Annotated in this window: 23 protein-coding genes; 3 read left to right on the forward strand and 20 right to left on the reverse strand. The window is 69.9% G+C overall.

Annotated elements, in window-relative coordinates; translation table 11 throughout:
- Positions 1-168: 168 nt before the first annotated feature.
- Both PUR53_RS17090 and PUR53_RS17095 read right to left on the reverse strand, forming a co-directional pair.
- The gene (locus PUR53_RS17090) at positions 169-846 is read right to left on the reverse strand and encodes a potassium channel family protein (protein WP_033525196.1); all 678 of its coding nucleotides are present in this window, start codon (positions 844-846) and stop codon (positions 169-171) included.
- Positions 846-1,517, reverse strand: coding sequence for a potassium channel family protein (locus tag PUR53_RS17095; protein ID WP_045561056.1), 672 nt, complete (start codon positions 1,515-1,517; stop codon positions 846-848). Before PUR53_RS17095 ends, PUR53_RS17090 begins: the two co-directional genes overlap by 1 nt.
- 509 nt (positions 1,518-2,026) lie before the next feature.
- Between PUR53_RS17095 and PUR53_RS17100 the strand changes: the two genes are divergently transcribed.
- Positions 2,027-4,078 (forward strand): APC family permease, encoded by a 2,052-nt coding sequence (locus PUR53_RS17100; RefSeq protein ID WP_329900244.1) that lies wholly within the window; start codon positions 2,027-2,029, stop codon positions 4,076-4,078.
- Between the two features lie 92 nt (positions 4,079-4,170).
- Positions 4,171-5,499, forward strand: a complete 1,329-nt coding sequence (locus PUR53_RS17105) for a class I SAM-dependent RNA methyltransferase (protein ID WP_329908769.1) — start codon at positions 4,171-4,173, stop codon at positions 5,497-5,499.
- A gap of 357 nt (positions 5,500-5,856) precedes the next feature.
- Here the strand turns inward: PUR53_RS17105 and PUR53_RS17110 are convergent, their stop codons facing one another.
- Positions 5,857-6,528, reverse strand: coding sequence for a TetR/AcrR family transcriptional regulator (locus PUR53_RS17110; protein ID WP_329908770.1), 672 nt, complete (start codon positions 6,526-6,528; stop codon positions 5,857-5,859).
- 100 nt (positions 6,529-6,628) lie between these two features.
- Between PUR53_RS17110 and PUR53_RS17115 the strand changes: the two genes are divergently transcribed.
- Complete coding sequence (locus tag PUR53_RS17115; protein ID WP_329900254.1) at positions 6,629-8,128, forward strand: DHA2 family efflux MFS transporter permease subunit; 1,500 nt, start codon at positions 6,629-6,631, stop codon at positions 8,126-8,128.
- Positions 8,129-8,136: 8 nt separating this feature from the next.
- Here the strand turns inward: PUR53_RS17115 and PUR53_RS17120 are convergent, their stop codons facing one another.
- The 17 genes from PUR53_RS17120 to mvk all read right to left on the reverse strand — a co-directional run bounded on the left by PUR53_RS17120 (position 8,137) and on the right by mvk (position 24,934).
- Positions 8,137-9,468: a hypothetical protein gene (locus tag PUR53_RS17120; protein ID WP_329900255.1), complete on the reverse strand. Its 1,332-nt coding sequence runs from the start codon at positions 9,466-9,468 to the stop codon at positions 8,137-8,139.
- Between the two features lie 40 nt (positions 9,469-9,508).
- Positions 9,509-10,951 carry a hypothetical protein gene (locus tag PUR53_RS17125; RefSeq protein ID WP_329908771.1) on the reverse strand — a complete coding sequence of 481 codons (1,443 nt, stop codon included), beginning with the start codon at positions 10,949-10,951 and terminating at the stop codon, positions 9,509-9,511.
- A 140-nt stretch (positions 10,952-11,091) separates the two neighbouring features.
- Positions 11,092-11,679 carry a 4'-phosphopantetheinyl transferase superfamily protein gene (locus PUR53_RS17130; RefSeq protein ID WP_329908772.1) on the reverse strand — a complete coding sequence of 196 codons (588 nt, stop codon included), beginning with the start codon at positions 11,677-11,679 and terminating at the stop codon, positions 11,092-11,094.
- Positions 11,676-11,927, reverse strand: coding sequence for a phosphopantetheine-binding protein (locus tag PUR53_RS17135; RefSeq protein ID WP_329900258.1), 252 nt, complete (start codon positions 11,925-11,927; stop codon positions 11,676-11,678). Before PUR53_RS17135 ends, PUR53_RS17130 begins: the two co-directional genes overlap by 4 nt.
- Positions 11,920-12,786, reverse strand: coding sequence for an alpha/beta fold hydrolase (locus PUR53_RS17140; RefSeq protein WP_329900259.1), 867 nt, complete (start codon positions 12,784-12,786; stop codon positions 11,920-11,922). Before PUR53_RS17140 ends, PUR53_RS17135 begins: the two co-directional genes overlap by 8 nt.
- Before the next feature lie 7 nt (positions 12,787-12,793).
- The gene (locus PUR53_RS17145; protein ID WP_329908774.1) at positions 12,794-13,777 is read right to left on the reverse strand and encodes an NAD(P)H-dependent flavin oxidoreductase; all 984 of its coding nucleotides are present in this window, start codon (positions 13,775-13,777) and stop codon (positions 12,794-12,796) included.
- The gene (locus PUR53_RS17150) at positions 13,777-14,604 is read right to left on the reverse strand and encodes a hypothetical protein (RefSeq protein WP_329908775.1); all 828 of its coding nucleotides are present in this window, start codon (positions 14,602-14,604) and stop codon (positions 13,777-13,779) included. The genes PUR53_RS17145 and PUR53_RS17150 overlap by 1 nt, the downstream gene beginning before the upstream one ends.
- Positions 14,601-14,849 (reverse strand): acyl carrier protein, encoded by a 249-nt coding sequence (locus PUR53_RS17155; RefSeq protein ID WP_329900262.1) that lies wholly within the window; start codon positions 14,847-14,849, stop codon positions 14,601-14,603. Before PUR53_RS17155 ends, PUR53_RS17150 begins: the two co-directional genes overlap by 4 nt.
- Positions 14,846-15,724: a diiron oxygenase gene (locus PUR53_RS17160; protein ID WP_329900263.1), complete on the reverse strand. Its 879-nt coding sequence runs from the start codon at positions 15,722-15,724 to the stop codon at positions 14,846-14,848. The genes PUR53_RS17155 and PUR53_RS17160 overlap by 4 nt, the downstream gene beginning before the upstream one ends.
- A gap of 41 nt (positions 15,725-15,765) precedes the next feature.
- Complete coding sequence (locus tag PUR53_RS17165) at positions 15,766-16,695, reverse strand: hypothetical protein (RefSeq protein ID WP_329908776.1); 930 nt, start codon at positions 16,693-16,695, stop codon at positions 15,766-15,768.
- A 502-nt stretch (positions 16,696-17,197) separates the two neighbouring features.
- Positions 17,198-18,178 (reverse strand): 3-oxoacyl-ACP synthase III family protein, encoded by a 981-nt coding sequence (locus PUR53_RS17170; RefSeq protein WP_329900265.1) that lies wholly within the window; start codon positions 18,176-18,178, stop codon positions 17,198-17,200.
- Between the two features lie 222 nt (positions 18,179-18,400).
- Positions 18,401-19,576 (reverse strand): hydroxymethylglutaryl-CoA synthase, encoded by a 1,176-nt coding sequence (locus PUR53_RS17175; RefSeq protein WP_329908778.1) that lies wholly within the window; start codon positions 19,574-19,576, stop codon positions 18,401-18,403.
- A 2-nt stretch (positions 19,577-19,578) separates the two neighbouring features.
- Positions 19,579-20,607, reverse strand: a complete 1,029-nt coding sequence (locus PUR53_RS17180; RefSeq protein WP_329900267.1) for a hydroxymethylglutaryl-CoA reductase — start codon at positions 20,605-20,607, stop codon at positions 19,579-19,581.
- A gap of 32 nt (positions 20,608-20,639) precedes the next feature.
- A complete protein-coding gene (fni, locus tag PUR53_RS17185) occupies positions 20,640-21,728 on the reverse strand; it encodes a type 2 isopentenyl-diphosphate Delta-isomerase (RefSeq protein ID WP_329900268.1) in 1,089 nt (362 codons plus the stop codon).
- On the reverse strand, positions 21,725-22,861 hold the full coding sequence (locus PUR53_RS17190; RefSeq protein WP_329908779.1) for a phosphomevalonate kinase: 1,137 nt from the start codon (positions 22,859-22,861) through the stop codon (positions 21,725-21,727). The genes fni and PUR53_RS17190 overlap by 4 nt, the downstream gene beginning before the upstream one ends.
- Complete coding sequence (gene mvaD, locus PUR53_RS17195; protein WP_329908780.1) at positions 22,858-23,910, reverse strand: diphosphomevalonate decarboxylase; 1,053 nt, start codon at positions 23,908-23,910, stop codon at positions 22,858-22,860. The genes PUR53_RS17190 and mvaD overlap by 4 nt, the downstream gene beginning before the upstream one ends.
- Entirely contained in the window at positions 23,903-24,934 is a 1,032-nt protein-coding gene (gene mvk, locus PUR53_RS17200; protein ID WP_329908781.1) for a mevalonate kinase, read from the reverse strand. The genes mvaD and mvk overlap by 8 nt, the downstream gene beginning before the upstream one ends.
- Positions 24,935-24,955: the final 21 nt, after the last annotated feature.

Here is a 24,955-nt window from a genome sequence, read left to right on the forward strand (position 1 = left end):
TGGGTGCGGGCCTCACTGGGGGCTGCCGCCCCCAGGCCCCCGCTTTCGGACTGAACGGCCTCGTCCTCAAGCGCCGGACGGCTGGTTGTACCTGGACCGGCCTGAAGGCAGCCAGTACGAAGGGGCGCCCCGAATCGTCGGGGCGCCCCTTCGTCGTACCGTCCCGCGTCAGCTCGTCGCGTCCTCGCGCCGTACCGACAACAGGTCCTCCAACTGCTCCTCACGCGCCTGCGCGGCCACGAAGAGGAGTTCGTCGCCCGCCTCCAGGGAGTCGTCCGACGTCGGGGTGAGGACCCGGGTGCCGCGGATGATGGTGACCAGGGAGGTGTCCTCCGGCCACTCGACCTCACCGACCTGGGTGCCGGCCAGGGCCGACTCGGGCGGCAGGGTCAGCTCGACCAGGTTGGCGTCGCCGTGGCTGAAGCGCAGCAGCCGGACCAGGTCGCCGACGCTGACGGCCTCCTCGACCAGCGCCGACATCAGCCGGGGGGTCGACACGGCCACGTCCACGCCCCAGGACTCGTTGAACAGCCATTCGTTCTTGGGGTTGTTGACGCGCGCGACGACGCGCGGAACGCCGTACTCCGTCTTCGCCAGCAGCGAGACGACCAGGTTGACCTTGTCGTCACCGGTCGCGGCGATGACGACGTTGCAGCGCTGAAGTGCCGCCTCGTCGAGGGAGGTGATCTCGCAGGCGTCGGCCAGCAGCCATTCCGCCTGAGGGACGCGCTCGACCGAGATCGCGGTCGGCGCCTTGTCGATGAGAAGGACCTCGTGGCCGTTCTCCAGCAGTTCGCCCGCGATCGAGCGGCCGACCGCTCCGGCTCCGGCAATGGCGACCCTCATCAGTGACCGCCCTCCTCGTCGGGGCCCTCGGCGAAGGACGCCTCGACCTTCTCCACGTCGTCCGTCCGCATCATCACGTGCACGAGGTCGCCCTCCTGCAGCACCGTCTGGGAGGACGGCAGGATCGCCTCGCCCAGCCGGGTCAGGAAGGCCACGCGGACGCCGGTCTCCTCCTGCATCTTGCTGATCTTGTGGCCCACCCAGGCCGACGAGGCGTGCACCTCGGCGAGTTGGACGCCGCCGGTGGGGTCGCGCCACAGCGGCTCCGCCCCGGACGGCAGCAGCCGGCGGAGCATCTGGTCGGCGGTCCAGCGGACCGTGGCGACCGTCGGGATGCCCAGGCGCTGGTAGACCTCGGCGCGGCGGGGGTCGTAGATCCGGGCCGCCACGTTCTCGATGCCGAACATCTCTCGGGCCACGCGGGCGGCGATGATGTTCGAGTTGTCGCCGCTGGAGACGGCGGCGAACGCGCCCGCCTCCTCGATGCCCGCCTCACGCAGGGTGTCGCGGTCGAAGCCGATCCCGGTGACGCGCCGGCCGCCGAAACCCGAGCCCAGACGACGGAAGGCCGTGGGGTCCCGGTCGATCACGGCGACCGTGTGCCCCTGTTGCTCCAGGGTCTGGGCGAGGGTGGAACCCACTCGCCCGCAGCCCATGATGACGATGTGCACGACCGTCCTTCCGGTGTCAATAGCTACTGTTCAGCCGAAACGTCGAAAACAGGGTCTCAGACCGTCGCCCAAGCTACACACGCGCGGTCCGCCGGGGGCACCCCCGTGCACCCACGGGTCACATCGTGGGACGTCGGCGACTGATCCGGCGGACGCTGGTCCTCGTCAGGAAGCCGAGTCCGACGAGGGAGGCGAGAGCGCCGATCAGTTCAGCGGTCGCGGCCTGCATGGGGCCTCCAGGGAGTTGAGAGGGGGCGGGAACGTCACGGGTTCCGTCGGATGCCCGGCACACACACGGCACGTACACGGGATCGGGCACGTACACGGGATCGGGCACGTACACGGGATCGGCGGATTCGTCATATAGACGTGAGGACGCAGCTCATCAGACCGGAGGATGCGTGACGTGACGCACTTCGCAGTCGTCGGCGGACCGATTTCACCCCGGGGCCCGCCGGGATTTCACCCGGATGTGCCCAGAACCAGTCGGGGCGCTTACGATCCTCTGCGTGTCCAAACTGACCGACGTGCCCAAACGGATTCTGATCGGGCGCGCTCTGCGCAGCGACCGGCTGGGCGAGACGCTCCTGCCGAAGCGCATCGCACTCCCCGTCTTCGCCTCCGACCCGCTCTCGTCCGTGGCGTACGCACCCGGAGAGGTGCTGCTGGTCCTCTCCATCGCGGGCGTGTCGGCCTACCACTTCAGCCCCTGGATCGCCGTCGCGGTCGTCGTGCTGATGTTCACCGTGGTGGCGTCCTACCGGCAGAACGTGCACGCCTACCCGAGCGGCGGCGGCGACTACGAGGTGGCGAACACCAACCTCGGGCCCAGGGCCGGTCTCACCGTCGCCAGCGCGCTCCTCGTCGACTACGTGCTCACCGTCGCCGTGTCCATCTCCTCCGGCGTGGAGAACCTCGGCTCGGCCATCCCCTTCTTCGTCGAGCACAAGGTGCTGTGCGCGATCGGCATGATCGTGCTGCTGACGCTGATGAATCTGCGCGGGGTGAAGGAGTCCGGCAAGCTCTTCGCGATCCCGACGTACGTCTTCGTCGTCGGCGTCTACGCGATGATCGCCTGGGGTGCCTTCCGCGGACTGGTCCTGGACGAGACCATGCGGGCGCCCACCGCCGACCTGGAGATCAAGGCCGAGCACCAGGGCCTCGCCGGCTTCGCGCTGGTCTTCCTCCTGCTGCGCGCGTTCTCCTCCGGCTGTGCCGCCCTCACCGGTGTCGAGGCGATCTCCAACGGCGTCCCCGCCTTCCGCAAGCCCAAGTCGAAGAACGCGGCCACCACGCTGGCCCTGATGGGCTTCTTCGCCGTCACCATGTTCTGCGGCATCATCGGCCTGGCCATGGTCACCAAGGTGCGGATGGCCGAGAACCCGGCGCACGACCTGCTGCGCGACGGCACGCCGGTCGGCGACTCCTACGTCCAGAACCCGGTGATCTCCCAGGTCGCCGCCGCCGTCTTCGGCGACGGCACGTTCTTCTTCGTCCTGCTGGCCGCGGCCACCGCGCTGGTCCTCTTCCTGGCCGCGAACACCGCGTACAACGGCTTCCCGCTGCTCGGCTCGATCCTCGCCCAGGACCGCTACCTGCCGCGCCAGTTGCACACCCGCGGCGACCGCCTCGCCTTCTCCAACGGCATCGTGCTCCTCGCGGGCGCCGCCGTGCTCCTGGTGTGGATCTACGGCGCCGACTCCACGCGCCTCATCCAGCTGTACATCGTCGGTGTGTTCGTCTCCTTCACGCTGAGCCAGACCGGCATGGTCCGGCACTGGAACCGCCATCTGCGCACCGAGAAGGACCCGGCCAAGCGACGCCACATGATCCGCTCCCGGGCGATCAACACCTTCGGTGCCTTCTTCACCGGGCTGGTGCTGATCGTCGTGCTCGGCACCAAGTTCACGCACGGCGCCTGGGTCGCCCTGCTCGGCATGGTGATCTTCTACGCGACGATGACGGCCATCCGTAAGCACTACGACCGGGTCGCCGCGGAGATCGCCGCGCCGGACGGCCCGAGCGACGACGTGGTCCGGCCGTCCCGGGTCCACTCGGTGGTGCTGATCTCCAGGATCCACCGCCCCACCCTGCGCGCCCTCGCCTACGCCAAGCTGATGCGCTCCCACACCCTGGAGGCGCTCAGCGTCAACGTCGACCCGGTGGAGACCAAGGCGCTCCAGGAGGAGTGGACGCGGCGCGGCATCGACGTACCGCTGAAGGTCCTCGACTCGCCGTACCGCGAGGTGACGCGGCCCGTGATCGAGTACGTCAAGGGGCTGCGCAAGGAGTCCCCGCGCGACGCGGTGTCGGTGATCATCCCGGAGTACGTGGTCGGCCACTGGTACGAGCACCTGCTGCACAACCAGAGCGCACTCCGGCTCAAGGGGCGGCTGCTGTTCACGCCGGGTGTCATGGTGACCTCCGTGCCCTACCAGCTGGAGTCCTCCGAGGTTGCCAAGCGCCGGGCGCGCAAGCGGCAGGACTGGAGCGCGCCGGGGTCGGTGCGGCGTGGTCCGGCGAACGAGCGCCCCAAGGAGTCGTCGGCTCCCAAGAGCTGACGCTCGTGGTCAACGGTCGGACAGCACCCACGTAGACTGGTGGGCTGTTGTCCGGCCGTTTTCGCTTTCCTCTCTTCTGGAGTCACCCCACCATGCAGGCAGAACCGAAGAAATCGCTGGTGGGAGAGGAGTACGAGGTCGAGGTGGGCCCCGTCGCCCACGGCGGCCACTGCATCGCCCGTACCTCGGAGGGGCAGGTCCTCTTCGTCCGGCACACGCTGCCCGGCGAGCGCGTCGTGGCGCGGGTGACCGATGGCGAGGAGGGCGCCCGCTTCCTGCGGGCGGACGCGGTCTCGGTCCTGTCGGCGTCCAAGGACCGGGTCGAGGCACCCTGCCCCTACGCCGGCCCCGGCCGCTGCGGCGGCTGCGACTGGCAGCACGCCAAGCCGGGCGCCCAGCGCCGCTTCAAGGGCGAGGTCATCGCCGAACAGCTCCAGCGCCTCGCGGGTCTCACCCCCGAGGAGGCGGGCTGGGACGGCACCGTGATGCCGGCCGAGGGCGACAAGGTGCCGGCGGGCGAGGTCCCGGCGTGGCGTACGCGGGTGCAGTACGCGGTGGACGAGTCGGGGCACGCCGGTCTGCGCCGCCACCGCTCGCACGAGGTCGAGCCGATCGACCACTGCATGATCGCGGCGCCCGGCGTCTCCGAGTTGGGCATCGAGAAGCGCGACTGGACCGGCATGGCGTCGATCGACGCGATCGCGGCGACGGGTTCGCAGGACCGTCAGGTGATCCTGGAGCCCCGGCCGGGCGCGAGGCTGCCTCTGGTGGAGCTGGACAAGCCGGTGTCCGTGATGCGGGTCGAGGAGAAGGACGGGGGCGTGCACCGTGTCCACGGGCGCCCCTTCGTCCGCGAGCGCGCGGACGACCGTACGTACCGGGTGGGCAGCGGCGGGTTCTGGCAGGTTCACCCCAAGGCCGCGGACACCCTGGTCAAGGCCGTCATGCAGGGCCTGCTGCCCCGCAAGGGCGACATGGCGCTGGACCTCTACTGCGGTGTGGGGCTGTTCGCGGGCGCCCTCGCGGACCGCGTCGGCGACAAGGGTGCCGTCCTCGGCATCGAGTCCGGCAAGCGTGCGGTCGAGGACGCGCGGCACAACCTCGCCGACTTCGACCGGGTGCGGATCGAACAGGGCAAGGTCGAGGCGGTGTTGCCGCGCACCGGCATCACGGAGGTCGACCTGATCGTCCTGGACCCGCCGCGCGCCGGGGCGGGCAAGAAGACCGTCCAGCACCTGTCGTCACTGGGCGCACGCCGCATCGCGTACGTCGCCTGCGACCCCGCCGCGCTCGCACGGGATCTGGGGTACTTCCGGGAGGGCGGGTACCGGGTGCGGATGCTGCGGGCTTTCGATCTGTTTCCTATGACGCACCATGTGGAGTGCGTGGCGATTCTGGAGCCGGTGGGAAAGGGCTCCTGACCAGCTGTTTTGGGTGATGTGCGTGGTGGGCGCTACGGGCGATCTCTTGACGCGGGTTCGACGCCTGCGGCGCACTTTTGCCGCCTTGCTCTCCTGAAGTGGGCGAAGGTGATGGGCACCCGGCTGCCTACGGCGGACGGATCGATTCGTTGGGGCTCGACGAGAACGGTGGGCCTGTGCGATTCGGCTCCGCATGATCGGCTGGTCCCCGCTTTCCGTCGTTTCGCCCTTCCGTGAAAGGGCGAAACGAGGCGCCAGGTGCTCGATGAGTGCCGCGACGGGACGCCCGCTACTTCGACGCCCCCGGCAGCTTCGAGCCGGACCGGTGGGACCGCTTCGTCCTCGCCGAGGCCCAGGTCAGCGTGGTCCGGTGCTGGATGCGCGGGGGGCGGGTGTCCCGGGCGCGGTGGCGGTCGCCGGTGGGATCCGGCTCGCGACTCCCTCGATGAAGGTGTTGAGCCCGTACGCGAACCGTTCCGTCGGATCGGTGTTCATGAGGGAGTCGAAGGCCTCCGCGTACCGGGGCGAGAGCGTGCTCGCGAGCCGGTTCTCGCCGCCCTGCCACCCCTCATCCGGCGCGTGGGCCTGGTTCTGTTCGTCGAGGGTGTGGCCGAGGACGTAGTAGTAGAGGGAGAAGGCCAGGGATCCGGCCTGGGCGGGGGTCAGGCCCGCGCCGCAGAGGACGTCGACGACGAGACTCCCGGCGGTGATCGAGTTGGCGCCGGTGGCGTGGGTGCCGCTGACCAGGCGCGCTCCGTCCCGGTGCGCCAGCATGGCCGTCCGGAATCGCTGGCCCAGGACATAGATCTGATTGCGCCAGGGACCCTCGGGCAAGGGGGCCCCGACCCCCTCGGTGAGCTTGTTGGCCATCGCCTCCAGCAGGGCCGCCTTGTTCGGGAAGTGCCGGTAGAGGGCTCCTCCGTGCACGTTGAGCGCAGCACCGAGCTTGCGCATGGTCAGTCCGTCGAGCCCTTCGGCGTCGAGAAACTTCAGGGCCCCTTCGACCACGTCGGCCTTTCGCAGCAGCATGCGTCGCTCCATCGTTGACAACCCCCGAATCATATAGCTAGCGTAAACGCTGTTCACAGTAAACAACGTTCACGGTGAACGACGTTCACCAGGAGGCGCAATGTCTGCATCCTTAGAGTCACCACCCACCCCCGCGGTCCTGCGGCCGAATCTGCCGCTCGGCGTCGTGGTGGCCATCTCGTGCGTGGCGCTCTTCATGGTGGTGCTCGACACCACGATCGTGACGCTGGCGCTGCCGCAGATGCGCGAAGCACTGGACATGTCGGTCAGCCAGCAGCAGTGGGTCGTCACCGGCTATCTGGTCACCCTCGGCGGTCTGTTGCTGCTGGCCGCCAGGGCGGGCGACCTGTTCGGCCACAAACGGGTGTTCCTGTTCGGCATGATCGTCTTCACCGCCGCCAGCCTCACGGGCGGCGTGGCGACCGACCCGACCATGCTGATCGTGTCCCGGTTCATCCAGGGCGTCGGCGCCGCCGCGCTCACACCCACCAGCCTGAGCCTCATCACCACGAGTCACACCGACGAGACCCAGCGGCAGCGCGCCCTGGCCCTGTGGAGCGTCACCATCGCGTTCGCCGGGACGGCCGGCGTACTCCTCGGCGGCGTGCTCACCAGCGAGCTGAACTGGCGGTGGGTGCTCTTCATCAACATTCCCCCCGGCATCGCGCTGTTCGCCGCGGCACTCTGGTGCCTGCTCCCCGCCCGGGTCGGCACCAAGCCGGTCCGGCTCGATCTCCCCGGCAGCCTCTGCGTGACGCTGGGCATCGGGGCGCTCACCTACGGGCTCTCACAGGCGTCGGCCGACGGGTGGGGGGCCTCCAACGTCCTGATCGCCCTCGGCGCGGCGGCGGTCCTCATCGCGGGCTTCGTGGCCGTGCAGCTGACCAGCTCCCAGCCGCTCATCCCCCGGGCGCTGCTCCGACTGCGCAGTCTGCTGCTCGGAAACCTGATCATGCTGATGCTGGGAGTGGTCCTCAACGCGTCCTTCTTCTTCATCTCCCTGTACCTGCAGCAGGCCATCGGCTACAGCGCCCTGCGAGCCGGTATGGCCATGGTTCCGGTGACCCTCATCGTCATCGTCGGCGGCTTCGTCTCCCGCAAGCTCGTCCTCGTCCTCGGTCCCCGGAACCTGATCGTCATGGGTGGGCTCGTGGTCGCGGCCGGTATGGCCTGGCTGGCCGCGGTGCCCGCCCGTCCGCCGGTCTTCCTGGCCCATATCCTCGGGCCGACCCTGATCGTCGGCATCGGCCTGGGCTTCCTGCTCCTGTCGATCACGCTCACCGGCACCTCCGACGTCGATCCCGAGGACGCCGGCGCGGCCTCCGGGCTGCTCAACACCTCCCGCCAGGTCGGCGGAGCCGTCGGCCTCGCCGTGCTGACCACCATCGCCGCCACCGCGACCACCGACGCGGTCGGCGACTCCGATCCCGTCGAGGCGCTCGTTCACGGGTACAGCGTCGCCTTCCTGATCTGTGCGGGTGTCATGGTGGTCGTCTCCCTGATCGCGCTGGCCCTGCCGAACATCAAGGTGCCCAGGCCGGAGGCCGAAGCGAAGGCCGGCGAAGTCGGCGAGGAACGGTCGGCGAACGCCACGTCATGAACCGGATCTCACGCGTCGACGAAGGTCCCGCCCGGCAGGGAGGGAAAGCCGGGCGCCGCACCGTCGACACCCGGGCGGGGGCCGGTCCTGACCTCCCGGTCGGTGACGGAGAGCGGCCCCAGCCCCGCCAGGGCATCGAGCACCTGGGGCATGAGCGCCCCGGGGGCCGACCGGGCGGGAACCACGCCGATCGCGTTCACACCGGTCAGCCAGTCGGCCGTGAGGTCACCTGCGGCCGCCAGGCGGCGGACGGCCCGGCCGCCCGCGGCGGCCTCCGCCTCCAGATGACCGGCGTCCGGATCGTCGGCGGTCCCCAGGACCAGCGTGAGGTCGACGGCCTCGGCCACCGAGCGGACGGCCGCCGCCCGGTCGGTGGCGGCGTAGCAGAGCGCGTCGTAGTGCTGCCCGCGCACACGGGGGTAGCGCTCGCGCAGAGCGGTGATCATCCCGGCCGCGTCATCGACCGAGATCCCGGTCTGCACCACGAGGGAAAGCCTCTCCGGATCGACCCCGAGCCGCTGAAGATCGGACGCCTGTGCGGCATCCCGCATCGTCAGCACCGACTCCGGGGCCTGCGACACCGACACCGATTCCCCCGCGGTGTCGCGGGCCCCGGTCATCAGCACCACCGTGTCGCCACGGTGGGCATAGGCCTCGACGTCGCGATGGGCCAGAGCGGCCAGCGGGCAGGTCGTGTCCACCACCCCGAGTCCGCGTGCGGCGGCCTCCGCCCGCACCGGCAGGGGGACGCCGTGCGGCGGGAACACCACCACTCCGTTGTCCGGTACGGCGTCCAGATCGCCCGCGAACGCGACACCGGCCTCGGTGAGCCGCGCGATCCGGTCGACCGCGGCGACCGGTCGGCCGTACACGTACACCGGCACGTCCCGCCGCGCCTCGCGGGCCGCCCGGAGGGTGGCCTCGACACCCGCCCGGGCACCCGCGCAGTCGGGTTCGGGCGCCGCCACCAGCAGACGGCGCGACCGCAACAGCCCGGCCCACTGCGCCACAACCTCCGCGCATATGTCCACGCCCGCGCGATCATCCGCGTGCGCGGCCGCGCCCAGGCCGACGGCCCGGCCGTCCAGCTCCAGGTAGGAGGCCATCACGAGCACCGCGTCGCCGGTGCCGGAGGCTTCTGCTGTCCCGTCCATCGGATGGAGCCGGATCCGCCGTCCGCCGGGATCGGGTTCGCCGCGGCCCAGCGCCGCGGCGAGCAGCGGAGCCGCGGGCGAGCCGACCGTTCCCCGCTCGGGATGCGTCGTTCCGGTGGCCACCACGATCTCCCCCGGCCGGACCCCGCTGACGGAGAAGCGCTCCACCCGCATCGTACGGTTCATGATCATTCACCTCGGAGGGTTGAATTGGATGTCGTCGGCCTTACGAGGCCACCGTCTCCGGAGCCCAGGCGGTGGCGGTGCGGACCAGCAACTGCTCGACGGCGCGGTGGGTGCGCTGCGGATGAAGCCGGGATCGCAGGGCGTTCATCGCGGTGGTGGCGCGTCCGCACGTCAGGAACGTCGAGTCGTCGAGAAAGGCGTGCCAGACGGTGACGGCCTGGTCGAGATCGCCCTGATCCAGATGCAGCCCGGCAAGCCGGGCGTGGCCGAGGGCGCGCGAGCGGCGCTCCCTCTGCGGCCGGTGGCGGGCGGCTTCGGTGAGCGTGGCGATCGCTCCCTTACGGTCACCGAGCAGCGCTCGCACGGCCGCTTCCTGGTTCGCCAGCGCCGCGGGGTGGTACCGGCCCATGGCGCCACCGCCGTCCGCCGCCGTCCGGGAGCACGCCTGGTCCAGACGCCGTTCCGCGCCGGAGATCGCGGTCAGCGCGAGGTGCCGGTTCCCCGCCGCGGCGGCGGCCACCGCGACCTGGCCCAGGAAGAACGCCTGGCGGGCCGGTCCGGTGGCGGACCTGCTGATCGTCGCCGCGGACTCGGCGAGGTCGACGGCGTGCTGACGGTGCCCCAGACTCTGCGCCTGAACCGACAGCCCCCGCAGTGTGACGGCGTAGCCGGCCGGGTCGTTGTTCTCGCCGGCCAGCGTCAGAGCGGCACGGTAGTACCGCTGGCCCAGCCCGTGGCACCCGTCGTCGAAGCACATGAACGCGGCCAGATAGGTGAGCTGCGTGGCGGCCGCGAAGAACCTGCGCCGCAGCGCCGGAGTCCCGGCGGCATAAAGCCTGGGAGCGATGTCGAAGGCCAGATAGCAGGACAGTTCCGTGCGGGCGTGGCCGCCGCCGAAGGAGTCGTCGAGGTCGGAGAAGAGCCGTACCATCTGCTCGGCCGTGGCCACCTGCCCCGGCTCCAGCCGCTGCGCACACGACGGGTCCGGCCAGGGCGGCAGCCCGGGCGGACCGGCCGCGGCCTGCGCCCACCCGGGCACGTCGAGAGCGGCGACGCGGTAGGCGGTGGCGGACAGCATCCGACGACGGCTCTCGCCGGACTGCGCCAGGCCGGTCAGCACCGAACCGACGTCCCGGGGCGGGGCATCGGCGTCCGGCGGCCGGTCGACAGCGGCGCGGGAGCGAGGTCTCGGCTCCCACTCCTCCCGGACGGCCGGACCGGCGGCCGGCCTGGCGAGCCCCAGGTCGGCGAGGCCGACCGGACGGCGCAGCCCGCGCGAGATCGCCTCGGCGATCAGCTCGGGCACCGGCGGACGGGGGCGCCGGCCGGCCAGCCAGTGCGTCACCGACCGCCGGTCCAGCCGCATCACCACACCGGACTCGGCGGCCACCGCGTTGACCTGCCGGGCGAAGAAGTCCTCGGTCCAGCCCACCTCGGCCAGCAGTCCCCGTAACAGCCTGTTCGGCACCTTAGGCTTCGTCATGACGCGTACCAGCCCCCCACGATCGCCGCGCATTCCCCGAGCCTTCTGTCGGCCTTTCTGTCGGCCGAATGGGAGGCTACCAATTCTGATTGATCAGGAAATAGTGACAATTGCATCTGTGATCGTGAGTTGTGGAGAACTCACCCGGGCGAAATGGCCACGGCGAGAGATAGATCCTCGTCGGAGTTGATCCACACGGTTACCGGAACTCCGCGGTAGGACGCGGTCAAAGCGCCGTCGGCCGGGCGCAGTTCGATCTGCCAGAACAGGAAATCGCCCAGAGACCCGAGGCCGGACAACGCTTTGAAAGCCGCTTCCTTGGCCGCGAACAACTCACGCGGCGTGTATTTTCCGGCCGACGGCAGCAGTTTCAGCCTCTCCTGCACGCTCAGGACGAACGCGGTCGCGCGAGGGCTGATGACCGCGCTCTCGATGTCCACGCCGACCGCCGCCGCGCCGGGGACCACCACCGCGACCGCCAGGTGGTCGGTGTGGGAGATGGAACCGGCGAATCCGCGCGGGAAGCGCGGCCGGCCGCCGGGATCACGGGGGACGATCCGATCGGCCGCCCCGGCCGCCGCCAGCGCCGCCGAGGCCGCCCGGCGGCCCGCCGTGAACTGCTGACGCGGCCCGAACGGCCGGTGCACCGGCCGCCATCGGGCCCATACGCCCGCCGCAGCCGCGTCGGCGGGAACCTCCGGCCCCGCCGCTCCGTACGCCTCGGTCAACGCAGCGACACGACGTGGTCGGCCAGCGACTCGATCGAGCGGAGCACCTCGGGCCGGACGTCCTCGTCCCATTCGAAGCCGAACGCGTCCTCCATCGCCACCAACAGGCTGACCAGCGCGGTGGAGGACATGCCCGCCTGACGGAGGGACACGGTGTCCGACACATTGCCGACGAGGCGGTCGTTGCCGAACAGATCGACGAGCAGCGCCCGGATGCGCTGCCGGACCTCGAGTGTCCCGTCAGACACGTGATTCCACGTCCTTGACGAATTCGAGGATGATCGACTGGAAGGCCCCGGCGTCGTCGAAGAAGGGCTGGTGCCCGGCCTTCGGGATGATCCGGCAGGTGCCGTCCTGGAACTGGTCGGCCAGTTCCTGGGCGCCCGTCGGGCTCAGCAGGATGTCGTCGTCGCCCACGACGACCAGCGTGGGTGCGGCGATACGCGGCGGCAGGTCGGGGCTGTGGGTGTCGTTCGCGGCGCTCTTGAAGCTCCGGGCCAGCTCCTCCGGGTCGGAGACCGCCATGAAGGCCTCCCGCAGCCCCAGGAAGCCCGGGGTGCCGAGCGCCTCGTTCATCTCCGAGCTGAACATCTCGGGGTAGAGGTGGTCGAACACGGCCGCCAGACCGTGGCTCTCCAGCGTCCGCAGCCAGTTCCGCTGCAACTGCTTCTGGCGGCGCATGCCCTGGGGGCCGAAGACCGGGCCCGACAGCACCAGGCCCTTGACGCGGTCCGGGTGCCACAGCGCCATGTCCCGGGCGAAGACCGTGGTGGTGGACGAGCCGATCAGATAGGTCGACTCGATCTCCAGCGCGTCGAGCATCGCGATCAGATCGGCCGCGTGCTCCTCCCAGGTCGGCTCCTTCTCGACCCGCGAGGAGGCCCCGTGATTGGCCAGGTCGTAGACCAGGACGCGGTGGTGCTGGGCCAGTTCCTCGGTGAACCCGCGCCAGATCGGCGCGGTCGCGACGAGATTGGGGAGCGGGGTGATGACGGTGCCTTCACCGCGGGACTCGCAGTAGAGCTCCACGCCCTCCCGAACGCGAATTCGCGGCGCGTCGTCACGGTATGACAGATCCAGCCGGGACATGTTCTCGACGATTGACATGGAATCTCTATCCTGTTCCTGTTTCGAAGATCTCGACACCTCGAAGGATGCGAGCGAAGTCGGCGACGATCTCGGCCGCCGGCTGGCCGCCGGAAATGGCGCCGCAGGACAGCCCGCAGTACATTGCCATTTCCTCGACCCGGCCGGTGGTCGCCTCCGTCGGCGCCGCGGCGCTGAACCGCGGTATCAGATACGGCTTTCCCTCGACCACCGTCCGGCCGATGAATTTCCTGGCCTGTTTCGCGTCGCGGGTGGCGGACGTCTCCAGCACACGGTGGCGCCTGCCCGGCCACCCGATCTCGTAGACGTCGGAGATCACCGTGTCGGTCTCGTCGGCGGTGCTCACCGCTCCCTTGAAGTAGGAGTGGGCCCGCGACTCGTGCGCGACGACGAAGGCGGTGCCGAGCATGACGCCGTCGGCGCCCGCGGACAGGACCCTGGCGGCCTTGGCCGGTGAACCGATGCCGCCACAAGCGACGATGCAGGCCTCCGGCAACTTCTCGCGCAACGCGGTGACCAGGGCGTCCCGGCTCGCCTCGCCCAGGAGATGGCCGCCCGCCTCGATACCCTGCGCCACCACCACGGAGCCGTGTCCGGCGGCCCGCACACCGTCCTGCACGGTCCCGACCTGGACGACGAGGTGCCGTCCCGCCGCGTTGACCCGATCGAACACGGCGTCGTCCGGCATGCCGAAGAAGGACAGGTACACATGCCGGGGCGTCTCGTCGAGCACCTGCGTGACCTGCCGGTCCAGCTCCTGTGGCCCGACCACCTCCGGAATGAGGTTCACGCCGACGGGCCGGTCGGTCCCCGCGGTCAGCCGGGCGAGCACGGCCGACAGCCCGTCGCCGACCAGTTTGTAGCCGCCCACGCAGCCCGCCGCGCCGGCGTTGGACACCGCGCACGCCAGTTCCGGCCCCGCGACACCTCCCATGCCCGACTGGAGCAGGCTCACTTCGATGCCGAGCACCCCGGCCAGCGTGTTCCGCATCAGCCCAGACGCTCCACCGCGGACACGGCGGCCTCGGCGCTGCCGAACCGCTCCGTCAGGGCATGCACCCAGCGCTCCAGGCCGAAGGCGAGACAGCTGGTGTGCGCCAGGTCGTCGCCGGCCTGGATCGAGCACCGTTCGCCGAAGAAGTTCCGGTGGTAGTTCACCGAGCCGATGGCCAGCCCGTCGACGACGAACTCCTCCTTCACCGGGAACAGACGCTGCATCTTGGCCTTGCCGCCGTTCTTGTCGAAGAACGGATCGGTGGCGACCTCCAGCTGGACGTCCAGCCCGAGCTCGGCGCACAGGGTCGTCACGGCGTCCTTGGCCCGGAGCAGATGCTGCTTGGCCCCGCCCTCGGGTCCGATGAAGACGATCTCCCGCATGGAGAAGCCGAGGAGCCGCTGCAGACCGTCGTAGTGGTCCTCGTTGCGGAAGCAGGTTCCGAGCGTGGTCCGCAGCGTCCCGTCCGGGGGCAGCTCGGAGCCGGCCAGATCGAGGTAGATCGCATAGCACGCGGCCGACGGCAGCGCGAAGCCGGTCGGCTCCATCACCTCGGCCGGAATCCGGTCCAACGGTCGGGGCACTTCGGCCAGCAGGGCGCCGAGGCGCTTCGGATCCAGCCGGGTGGCCGCCAGTCCCAGATGAGGGAAGTTGTCGAAGTAGTCGAAGGTGTCGAGGTCCCTGCTCCCGATCAGGAAGGGGAACCGGTACTCCGGGGCCTCCCAGGTGCGGGCCAGTCGCAGGAACGCCGTGTCGATCGCCCGCAACAACCGCAGCTGGCCGCCGTCGAGTACTTTCAGGCCGTTGTCGGTCGTCGTGGTCATTGCACTGCCTCCTGCTTGAAGAATCGGGCTTCGATCGCATCGAGGCTGCGGAAGTCGTCCAGGTCCAGATCTTCCGGATCGATCAACTCGCCGGTCAGCTCCTCCAGCAGGAAGATGAAGTCGACGAAGGCCAGGGAGTTGATGGCCCGGCTGTCGATCAGATCCATCTGGGGGGTCAGCAGGCCGATCGTCGGGTTGCGCTCCAGGATGAAGGCCCGGACGTCCTGCATCGGATCGGCCGTCATACGATCAGTTCCTTTCCGGCGCCCGCCCTGGTCAGGAACTTCCTGGTCCGCTTCAGGATCTGATCGTGCGCCAGCAGCCGGGCCGGGTGCTCCAGCGCGCGCCGCCGCAGCGCCAGCCCGTCCGGGATGCCCGCGTCGCGGTAGGCGGCGGGGTTGTAGAGGGTGCCGATGCTGTACTGGAGATAGCTCTCCAGGTACGCGGCGACCGCCGGCACCTCCGCCGGGTCGCGCTTGGCCACCTGGCCCAGCAGATCGGTGAAGATCATCCGGCCGAACGCGACGTGCCTGCTCTCGTCCTGGTGATGCACGCGGTTGATCTCGCGGGCGATGTGCGGCAGGGCCTCGTCGGTCGCCATGTGCGCGTTGAAGTAGTCGACGATCTCCTCGAAGATCAGGATGCGCGCGAAGATGATCGCCTCACGGGCCACCGGCGAGAGGTGGGACACGGAATCGGCCCGCAACGTCGGCTGCGCCGGGTACAGCTTGCCGCCGTACCGCAGGCAGAACCGGGCGAAGAACCACATGTGCTCGTTCTCTTCGCCGATGAAGTGGTGCAGAAACTCCGAGACGTCCGCATAGGCCCGCTCGTGGATGCGCATCACCACTTCGCTCATCAATTCACGGATGCCGTGAATGTTGAGGCTGAAGAAGTTGATCGCTTCGTACTTGGTCAGCTCCAATTGCTGATCACGGGTGAGCTCGTCCCACATCGGCGTGCCCGCCAGCGTGGTCAGATTCTCGCTCATCCACGGCTTTTCGGGCTCGATCTTCTCGGGCCAGTCGAAAATAGTGTACGGATTGTAGTAGCTGGATTCGGCCATTTGCTCGAGCCGATCCAGGTCGAGTGAGATCGGCTCAATGTCTCGTACGGCCATGTGTTCTCATCTTCCCCGTAGAGTGACGCGAGCTTTCGTATTCAACGCACTGCCTGGATATCCGTATGAACCTGGATCGGCAGTTGCGAACCGCAGTCGTGATAGCCGAAAGGCGCATTCCCGGATGCCGTGGACGGAATCACCTTGTTGTAGATCGACCCGAGGCACAGCTCCTGGAATGGCTCGGTGTCCGGCGAGAGGCGGGCGGCCAGCTGGGCCTTGGCGATGTCGACGGTCTTGACCGCACCGTCGTCGTCCTCGACCTCGACGCACGCGTGCGGCAGATCGAGGGCCCCACCGAGCACACCGCAGAACCAGCCCCGCTTCGCCTCGGCCCGGTACCCGGCCGCGCGAAAGCTCTCGGCCAGGTGCAGACTCGCCGCGATGCAGCTCGTGGCGCCCATGGCGTGCACCTGATCCGGGTGCGCCTGCATGGGTACGGGGATCATCTGCCAGCGGTAGCCGGCGTTCAGGTACTCGCCGGTCAGCCGCCGCAGCACGGGCGAGACCACCGGGGTTCGGGCGCCGGTCGTCGTCACCGTCGCCGCGTACCGCGCCGACCCCCGGCTCACCGACGGCGCCGTCACATCGGCGACGCTCCCGCCGAACCGGAGGACGCACGGCTCCTCCAGACGCCAGGGAGCCTCTTCCGGGCAGTCGACGCATTCCAGCGCGACCCGGAAGTCCCATTCCTTGGCACGCAGGAGATCGTCCAGCGGCCGCCGGGCGAACCGGAAGAGCAGACGGAAAGTCAGCTCCGGCTGCGTCCTCCCACTGTTCGAGTACATGCCGAGGTTGTACAGATCGTTGGCGTCGAAACAGCGCACCCCGGATCGCCGCTCGAACGGAAGCCCCGCGTCGATGAGCCTGTCGATCTCTTCCGGCTCGCAGCGCAGCATTTCCTGAGCCACGGATTCCGGTTGGTCCCTGCTGGAATACTCGGAGGGCACGAACTCGATGGAGTTCGCCACCTTCTCCCAGGCAACATTTTCGGTTGCAGCTTTACGCGACACAGTCAATCTCCCGAACAGGACGACCGCGCCGACGGCTCGGCGCCCGTCATCAAAGACGCGAGGTCACGGTGAATCGGCGGACATCCTGACAGTAACGGCCGGGCGATCCCGCACGACAGATCGGATCTCCACGGACCCCTATGGATTTCACATGGGCGATCATGGATCGTGCGGTCCCGGCCGCCCGGGGCCACACCTTGCCGACGTTTCGAGGATCCACAAAGGAAGAAAAGGCAATGAGCATACGGAGGAGCCCGCACGGGGCGGACGTGCCGAGGGGGTACGGGAGCACCCGACGGCTCCCCGACGGCTCCCCGACGGCTCCCCGACGGCTCCCCGCCGGCTCCCCGACGGCTCCCCGCCGGCTCCCCGACGGCTCCCCGCCGGACGCGGAAGCTGCCATCCCCAGGCCAGAACGATCCCCTCCCTCGCGACACGGGCACCCACACCGGCTACGTGCTCACCACTCGACCAGCGCGAATCCCGCCGACATGCCGCCGCCGAAGCCGGCCATGAGGATCAGGTCGCCGGGGGTGAAGGCGCCGGTGCGGGCGGCCGTGTCCAGGGTGATCGGGAGGGAGGCGGCTCCCGTGTTGGCGTAGTGCGTCAGCGTGCGGTGCATGGTCGCGCGAGGCAGTTCCAAGTCGGCGAAGACGCTGTCCAGCATGACGCCGTTGGCCTGGTGCGGTACGAAGTGGTCGATGCTGTCGGGTACGACACCGCATTCGTGCAGGAACTTCTTGACCAGCTGCGGCAGATGGTCACCGACGAAGTTCCGCACGCCTCGCCCGTCCATCGCGAAGTACTGAAGCCCTGCGTCGAGGGCTGCCTGGTCCACGGGCATACGACTGCCGCCGGCGGGCACCTCGATGAGCCCCGACAGTTCACCGAACGAGTGCAGCGCGAGATGCCGGATACGTCGTCCGTGGTCGACCGACGACCCCAGGACCACCGCTCCGGCGCCGTCCCCGAACAGGATCACGGTCCTGCGGTCGGCCCGGTTCAGGATGCGGGAGTACAGGTCCGCGCCGATGACCAGTGCGTGGCCGCCGGTGCGGGTGAGTACGCCCTCGGCCGCGGAGAGCGCGAACACCAGGCCGGAGCAGACCGCGTTGACGTCGAACGCGGCCGCGCCGGTCGCGCCGAGCCGCTCCTGTACGTAGGCGGCGGTGGGCGGTTGTGGCCGGTCGGGTGTGGACGTGGCGACCACGATCACGGACAGGTCCTCGGCGGTGATGCCGCCCGACCGCAGCGCGGCACGCCCCGCGGCGGTGGCCAGGTCCGAGGTGGCCTGGTCGTCGGCAGCCCATCGCCGTTCCCGGATGCCGGTCCTGCCGGTGATCCACGCGTCGTCGACCCCGGCCGCCGCGGCGACCTCGTCATTGGACACGATTCGCTCCGGCACATAGGCACCCGTACCGAGGATCCTCACATCGGTCATGCGGCTGCCCTCCCCTCAAGTGGTATGGAGAACGGTGTGTGAAGAACGGGCGTGCGGCCGTGGCGCGCGCGTGCGGGGCAGCCGAGGAGGCTGCCCCGCACGCGGGGGACCGCAGGGGTTCTAGGGGGTGTTCCGAAAGTCCCGCACAGCACCCACGGCGCCCGGCACGCCGAGAGCACGCACCGGACACCGCGGGCACCGCACAGGACTTTCGAAACACCCCTAGCGCGTCTGGTAGATGCGCTTGTGACCGCTGATGCCGGCCAGGCGGAAGGGCCCGGTGGTCTGCTGCGGGGTGGGGTGGTCTCCTCCGTCGGACGGGAAGGACCGCTCGTGCAGCTCGCGGTAGCGGGCGTGGTCGACCGGCTTGCGCCGGGCTATCGCCTCCAGGTTCGCCTCGGTCCGCAGGTGTTCGCGGTAGCCGGGGACGACGGTGCCCGCGAAGAACTCGGCGACGCTGCCGGAGCCGTAGCTGAGAAAGCCGACGGGCCGGTCGGCCAGGTCGTCCGCCTGGTCGAGCAGCGCGGCGAGAGCGAGGTACACCGAGGCGGTGTAGCTGTTGCCGATGGAGGAGTTGTAGGCCACGGTCTGCCCGACGGCGCGCTCGACGTCGGTCTTGTCGGTTTCGTGGCCCGCGTGGTTGAGCAGGTGGCGGTGTGCCTTGTAGGCCATCTTGGTGAACGGCTGGTGGTAGCAGAACGCGGCGAACTCGTCGAGTGCGCGGCCGCCCTGCTCTCCGTAGTCCTTCCAGCTCCCCGCGACCGCCTGCAGATACGCTTCGACGGATTCCTGCCCGTCGACCAGGGCGGTGGTGCGGTAGTTCGGCCGCCAGAAGTCCATGACGTCGGCGGTGAAAAGGCCCGAGGCGTTCTCGATGCGGACCAGGGCGGGGTCGGCACCGACCAGCATCGCCACCGCGGCGGCGCCCTGGGTCGCCTCGCCGGGGCTGTCCAGTTCGTACTTGGAGACGTCGCTCGCGATCACGAGGACCTGCTGGTCGGGGTCGCGCCGCACGAGTCCGATGGCGAACTGCAGGGCCGCCGTGGCTCCGTAGCAGGCCTGCTTCAGTTCGACGACGCGGCAGGCCGATTGCAGGCCGAGCAGTGAATGCACGTAGATGCCGGCGGACTTCGCCTGGTCGATCGAGGATTCCGTCGCGAAGACCACCGTCCGGATCCGTTCGGAACCGTGCCGGGCGATGATCGGGGCCGCGGCGGCGGCCCCCAGCGTCACGATGTCCTCGTCCGCGGCCGGCACGCTCATCGACCGCTGGCCGATGCCGATGTGGTACTTGCCGATCTCCGTGCCGTTGTACTCGGCGAGTGCCGCGTGCGTCAGGACGTACTCGGTCGTCGCGAAGGACAGATCGTGGATTCCGAAGAAGGAGTCGTGGGACATTCTCAGGCACCAACCTTTGCTGTCGTGTTGTCGCGCTCCAGTTCGACGTGCGCACGCATGAGTTCACCCGGGTTGGTCTGCGCCGCGAGCAGCGAGAGCTCGCCGCAGAGGACCGTCGCCGCCGCGATGACGGCGAGCCTGCGCGCGTTCCCGCCGGGCGCGCGGTCCGCGCGGCAGCCGAGGCGGGTCAGGTTCGTCTCCACGAACTCCAGGCCCTTGCCGTTGCCCACGGTGCCGACGATCAGATTGGGTAGGTTGCAGGAGAAGTAGAGGTCGCCGTCGCGGTCCTCGGCCAGGGTGACGCCCTGGGAGCCCTCGACGATGTTGGCCGCGTCCTGGCCGGTGGCCAGGTAGAACCCGAGCAGCATGTTGGCGTAGTGGGCGTTGGCCGACCGGATGCCGCCGGCCAGCAGGGTCCCGAGCAGGTTCTTGCGGATGTTCAGTTGGACGATCCTGGCGGCAGTGGTGTGCAGGACGCCTTCCACCACGTCGCGCGGGACGAGCAGTTCCGTGACCACGTTCTTGCCGCGGCCGAGGATGCCGTTGATCGCGGTCGCCTTCTTGTCCGTGCAGTAGTTCCCGGAGATCGATCCGTACGAGATCCCCGGAATGGTCCGCAGCAGGTGCGTCAGAAGGGCGTCGGAGGCGAGCGTGGCCATGTTGTGGCCGGAGGCGTCGCCGGTGCTGAACTCGAACCGGATGAACAGCAGGTTGCCCGCGATCTCGTGCCGGACGGTGAGCAGTTCGGCGAACCGGCTGCAGGTGCGGACCACGGCGCGCAGTTCCTCGATCTGCGCCTCGATGGTGCGGGCGGCCGTGTACGCGGTCTGGGCGTCGGTCGCCTCGACGAGCACCGAGCGGGTCATGCGCTCGTCGACGAGGGTGGCGACGATGCCCTGCTCGGTGAGCATGGACACCTTCGCGCCGCGGCCCACGGAAGGCCACAGCGGCGTCTCGTAGGTGGCGAGGGGAACGTGGGTTTCGGTGTTCGCGACGTTCCCGGAGACGCGGAGGGGTCCGACCCATTTCATGGGGACCCTGGCAATGGCGTGTGTGTCGGTCATCATGCTCTTCCCGTCGCATCGTGGAGGGTGTCGGCCGATCGGGAACGCCGGGCGAGTCGTGCCGTGTCGATGCCCCGGTCGGCGCAGAAGGAACGGAGGGTGCCGTGGATCAACAGATCCGTGCTCGCGAGGTCGGCGGGGGTGCGCGCGCCGAGCATGGTCTGCAGAGCCGCGAGCTGGTCCAGCCAGTTCGTGATCTGCGCGATCAGCGCCTCGGCACCGCCATCGAGCAGGGTGCGCAGGAACACTCCGGAGGCCCCGACGCCGGAGGCGCCCAAGGCCAGGGCACGGGCGGCGTCGAGGGGATGGCGGACGCCTCCGGAGGCGAGCACGGGCTGACCGGCGCCCTGCGCGTCCAGGAGACAGGCGGCGGTGGACTGGCCCCAGTCGTGGAGGAAGGCGTAGTCACCGAGTGGGCGCCGGCCGTTCTCGATGCGGGCGAAGTCGGTGCCGCCCCGGCCGCCGACATCCGCCACGCGGACCCCCAGCTGTCGCAGCGTCAGGACGGTTTCCCGGCTGAGGCCGTTGCCGACCTCCTTGACGATCACGGGCACGTCGACAGCCGCCGTGATCTTCTCGATCTGCGAGACCCAGGACCCGAAGGACCGGTCGCCCTCCGGCATGGCCGTTTCCTGCGCCGTGTTGACGTGGATCTGGAGGGCGTCGGCCTCCAGCAGATCGAGGGCACGCCGTGCGTCGGCGACCGATGCCGTCGCGTTCACATTGGCCATGACGAACCCGTGGGGGTTCTCCTGGCGCAGGACGCGGAAGGTGTCGGCACACGTCGGGTCCCTCAAGTAGGCGTGCACGGAGCCCGACGCGATGGCCACCCCGGTCTCGCGGGCGGCTGTCGCCAGACCCCGGTTGATGACGCCGGTCCTGGCGGTGCCGCCGGTCATCGCGTTGATGTAGAGCGGCACCTTCCAGGAGATCCCGGCGAAGGTCGTGGCCAGGGACACCTGCCGCCGGTCGATGCCGGCCAGGGCGTGGTGGACGAAGGACACCTCGTCGAACTGATTGATCCCGTCGCGGGTGTCCTGCTGCTCGATGGCGAGCCGGACGTGGTCGTCCTTGCGCTGAGCGCTCATTCCTCGATCCCTTCCGGGGCGGGCCGGACGGGTAGGGGCAGCACCCCGGCCGCGGCCCACCGCTGCCGTACATGTGAGATGTCGTGCGGGGCCTTGGCGTCGAGCAGGGCGATGCCGCAGTCGCCGCCGCCCGCGCCCGACGGCTTGGCCGCGCCGCCGGCGGTTTCGGCGGCCGCGCACAGTGCTGTCAGCTCGGGTGTGAAGATGCCGAGCCCGACTTCGTCGTCGAGGCGGGCCAGCTCCTGCCGAGCACGGCGGATCTGGCGCAGCAGGCCTTGGTCGTCACCGGTCTCGAGGGCGGTGATCGAGGCACGCACGAAGTCGGTGGAGGTCTCCACGAACCTGCGGTGCGACGCGGTGCCGCGCCAGGTCCGGCGGTGCAGACCGGACACGAGCGAGGTGGTGGAGGCCGGGTTGCCGGTCCAGCCGACCTCGAAGGCGAGGCCGCGTGGGGCCGGAAGCCTGCGGACCGAGTGACCCGGCCAGGGTGTCCGCAGGGCTTCCTCGATGCCGTGGCGGCGGGTGAGGTCGAGCACGAAGGCCCGGTCGGGTGCCTGGTACGCGATCCAGCCGCCCCATGTACTGGCGGCGAGGTCACCGCCGGAGCCCTTGGGGTCGATCCCGGCCGAGGAGATCACGGCCAGGCGGTACCGGGCGTCGAGTGAGAGGTCCAGTCCGCACAGGGACGTGATGGCGTCGATCGTGGCCACGGTCACCGCACCGCTCGACCCCAGGCCGTACTTGCGGCCGTTGTCATGCAGCCGGCTGCTGATCGAGATGTCCAGCCCGGGCAGGGGCAGGTCGCGTTCGGCCAGCAGCCGTCGCACGGTCTCGACCGCTGACACCACGTGTGCCAGTGCGCCGCGCGCGCCGTGTGCGCCGTGTTCGACGGGCGCCCCGTTCTTCGCGCCGGGCGCGTGGAGCCGACCGTCGAGCCATCGCCACTTCACCGCTCGGGGGACGAGATCGGAGGAGATCACGATGTCGGCCGCGTCGGAGAGGGTCACCGTGACGGTGATCTCCCGGTCCACGGCCACCAGGATGGCCGGGGTACCGGGATCCACCACCGCGTACTCGCCCGCCACGAACAGCTTGCCGGGCGCGCTGCGGACGACCGTTCGCCCGGAGGTCATCGTCCGCCCTCGTCGACCAGGCGGGCGCCCCGCCCCGGCCCGGCGATGTGCACGGCGCCGCCCGCGGCGGCGTCGCGCACGGCCTCGGCCACCCGGTCGGCGTCCGTACGACGGCAGAGCACCTTGACGTTCGGTCCGGCGTCCATGGTCGCGTAGGCCGATATGCCGTCGCGCCGAAGCCGCAGCACACTGTCGAGGACGGTGAGCGAGGCGGGCGAGAGGTAGCGCACCGCGGGGCGCGCGCCCAGCATGGTCGCGTGCATGCCGAGAGAGTTGCGCTCGGCGATCTCTCCCACAGCGTCGAGGTCGGCGCGCAGGAGCGCCTCCCTCATCTCGGTCAGGTCGTCCCGGCTCGACGCGGCCCAGGGCTCGAACAGGGGTGAGGTCTCGACGGTGCGGCGCATGGCCGCGCGGCTGGACACATCCTTGGGGCCGGCGTCGACCACCGCGATGACCAGTGCCGGGTCGAGGTCGCCCGCCTGTACCGGCTCGGCGTAGGAGCTGAGGTCGGCCTCCGCAGGCGGCGACGTGGGGGTGCCGGCGTTCCAGACGGCGAAGCCGCCGAAGATCGACCGCGAGGCCGAGCCGGAGCCGCGGCGGGCCAGGCGGGAGAGACCGGTGTCGTCGAGGTCCAGTCCGTACGCGGCGGCGGCGGCGACGGCAAGCGCGGCGAACCCGCCGGCGGAGGAAGCCAGGCCCGCCCCGGTGGGTACGGTGTTGCGGGTGTCGACGACGGCCCGGTGCGTGAGCCCGGCCCGCCGGCGCACCAGGTCGAGGAATGCGGCGATGCGCCGCCGTTCCTCGCCCGCCGCGGGTGCGCCGTTGAAGGTGACTTCGTCGTCCGTGGCCTCGGCGTCGAGGTGGACACGGGTGGTCGTGGGGAAGATGTCCAGGGTCATCGACAGGCTGCTGGTCCAAGGGAGGTGGAGGCGCTCGTCACGCTTCCCCCAGTACTTGATCAGCGCGATGTTCGGGTGCGCGACGGCGGTGACCCCGTTCGCGCCCGGCTGTTCCCGCGGGCGGAGCGCGGTGATCTGCTGCTCAGACATGGGTGACGAGCCTCCTCAGGGGGACGATCCACGTCTGCACGGCCCCCGCTTCGTGCAGCCGCCGGGTGACCTCTCTCGCCTGCTCGGGCTGGGTCAGTGCGAGGACGCAGCCGCCCAGTCCGCCGCCGGTGATCTTGGCGCCGAGGCTGCCCGCGGCAAGCGCGGCACGCACCATCGCCTCGATCCGGTCGGTGCTCAGCCCGGCCTCGCGGAGCAGGCCGTGGTACTCCGTCAGCAGGGAGCCGAGCTCCTCCGGCTTGCCGGCGGCGAGGGTGGCCACGGCTTCGTGAGTCAGCTCGGACGCCCGGCGTACGAACCTCTCCTGTGTTCCGGCGTGGAGTCGGAACCTCTCCCGCAGCTTGTCGACCGCTTCTTTGGTGCTGCCGACGGCGCCGCTGTCCGCGATGACGAACAGCGCGTCGCAGCCGACACGCAGCGTGCGGGCCTCGCCCGCCTGGAACAGCAACGGGGCGCTCGCGCCGACGGTGACGGCGTCGACGCCGCTGGCCTTGCCGTGCATCACGTTCTCGGCGGTCTGTACCAGGTCGTACGCCGTCCGCTGCGAGACCTCGCGGCCGCAGAGGTCGGCCAGAGCGAGGACCACGGCACGGGCGCAGGCCGCGCTGGAGCCAAGTCCCCTGCCGAGCGGGATCGAACCGTCGATGATCACATCGAGGTGTCGGCCGTCGTCGATGCCCATGGACGCCCTGAAATCGGTGGTCAGCCGGCGCAGCCCCTCGGATGCCTGCGTTCCGACCTGCTTCCAGGCGGATCCGGTCATCGTGAAGGACACACCGGCCGGTTCTCCGCCGCGTGTGGAGAACCCGGCGCTGGCGGTGATCGACAGCTGCGGAACGGGCAGGGCGAGCGCCGGGGCTCCGTAGACGACCGCGTGCTCCCCCAGCAAAATGGACTTGGCGTGGGCGCGGCCGGTGCCGACCGAGCGAGCGCGGCGGCTGTCCGCCGTCCCCGCCACCGAGGGCGGCGGAGTCGACGTACTCAGCTCCCCTTGTCGAAATTCCATCGAGATCGCGTCATCCAGACT

Source organism: Streptomyces sp. SP18BB07, assembly GCF_036322545.1.
Lineage (GTDB): Bacteria > Actinomycetota > Actinomycetes > Streptomycetales > Streptomycetaceae > Streptomyces > Streptomyces deccanensis.

What these genes read in the sequence shown, in the direction of transcription:
- PUR53_RS17090 (WP_033525196.1), bottom strand. Translation starts at nt 846, where the DNA reads ATGAGGGTCGCCATTGCCGGAGCCGGAGCGGTCGGCCGCTCGATCGCG.
- PUR53_RS17105 (WP_329908769.1), top strand. Translation starts at nt 4,171, where the DNA reads ATGCAGGCAGAACCGAAGAAATCGCTGGTGGGAGAGGAGTACGAGGTC.
- PUR53_RS17110 (WP_329908770.1), bottom strand. Translation starts at nt 6,528, where the DNA reads ATGCTGCTGCGAAAGGCCGACGTGGTCGAAGGGGCCCTGAAGTTTCTC.
- PUR53_RS17115 (WP_329900254.1), top strand. Translation starts at nt 6,629, where the DNA reads ATGTCTGCATCCTTAGAGTCACCACCCACCCCCGCGGTCCTGCGGCCG.
- PUR53_RS17120 (WP_329900255.1), bottom strand. Translation starts at nt 9,468, where the DNA reads ATGAACCGTACGATGCGGGTGGAGCGCTTCTCCGTCAGCGGGGTCCGG.
- PUR53_RS17125 (WP_329908771.1), bottom strand. Translation starts at nt 10,951, where the DNA reads ATGACGAAGCCTAAGGTGCCGAACAGGCTGTTACGGGGACTGCTGGCC.
- PUR53_RS17140 (WP_329900259.1), bottom strand. Translation starts at nt 12,786, where the DNA reads ATGTCAATCGTCGAGAACATGTCCCGGCTGGATCTGTCATACCGTGAC.
- PUR53_RS17145 (WP_329908774.1), bottom strand. Translation starts at nt 13,777, where the DNA reads ATGCGGAACACGCTGGCCGGGGTGCTCGGCATCGAAGTGAGCCTGCTC.
- PUR53_RS17150 (WP_329908775.1), bottom strand. Translation starts at nt 14,604, where the DNA reads ATGACCACGACGACCGACAACGGCCTGAAAGTACTCGACGGCGGCCAG.
- PUR53_RS17155 (WP_329900262.1), bottom strand. Translation starts at nt 14,849, where the DNA reads ATGACGGCCGATCCGATGCAGGACGTCCGGGCCTTCATCCTGGAGCGC.
- PUR53_RS17160 (WP_329900263.1), bottom strand. Translation starts at nt 15,724, where the DNA reads ATGGCCGTACGAGACATTGAGCCGATCTCACTCGACCTGGATCGGCTC.
- PUR53_RS17170 (WP_329900265.1), bottom strand. Translation starts at nt 18,178, where the DNA reads ATGACCGATGTGAGGATCCTCGGTACGGGTGCCTATGTGCCGGAGCGA.
- PUR53_RS17175 (WP_329908778.1), bottom strand. Translation starts at nt 19,576, where the DNA reads ATGTCCCACGACTCCTTCTTCGGAATCCACGATCTGTCCTTCGCGACG.
- PUR53_RS17180 (WP_329900267.1), bottom strand. Translation starts at nt 20,607, where the DNA reads ATGAAATGGGTCGGACCCCTCCGCGTCTCCGGGAACGTCGCGAACACC.
- fni (WP_329900268.1), bottom strand. Translation starts at nt 21,728, where the DNA reads ATGAGCGCTCAGCGCAAGGACGACCACGTCCGGCTCGCCATCGAGCAG.
- PUR53_RS17190 (WP_329908779.1), bottom strand. Translation starts at nt 22,861, where the DNA reads ATGACCTCCGGGCGAACGGTCGTCCGCAGCGCGCCCGGCAAGCTGTTC.
- mvaD (WP_329908780.1), bottom strand. Translation starts at nt 23,910, where the DNA reads ATGTCTGAGCAGCAGATCACCGCGCTCCGCCCGCGGGAACAGCCGGGC.
- mvk (WP_329908781.1), bottom strand. Translation starts at nt 24,934, where the DNA reads ATGGAATTTCGACAAGGGGAGCTGAGTACGTCGACTCCGCCGCCCTCG.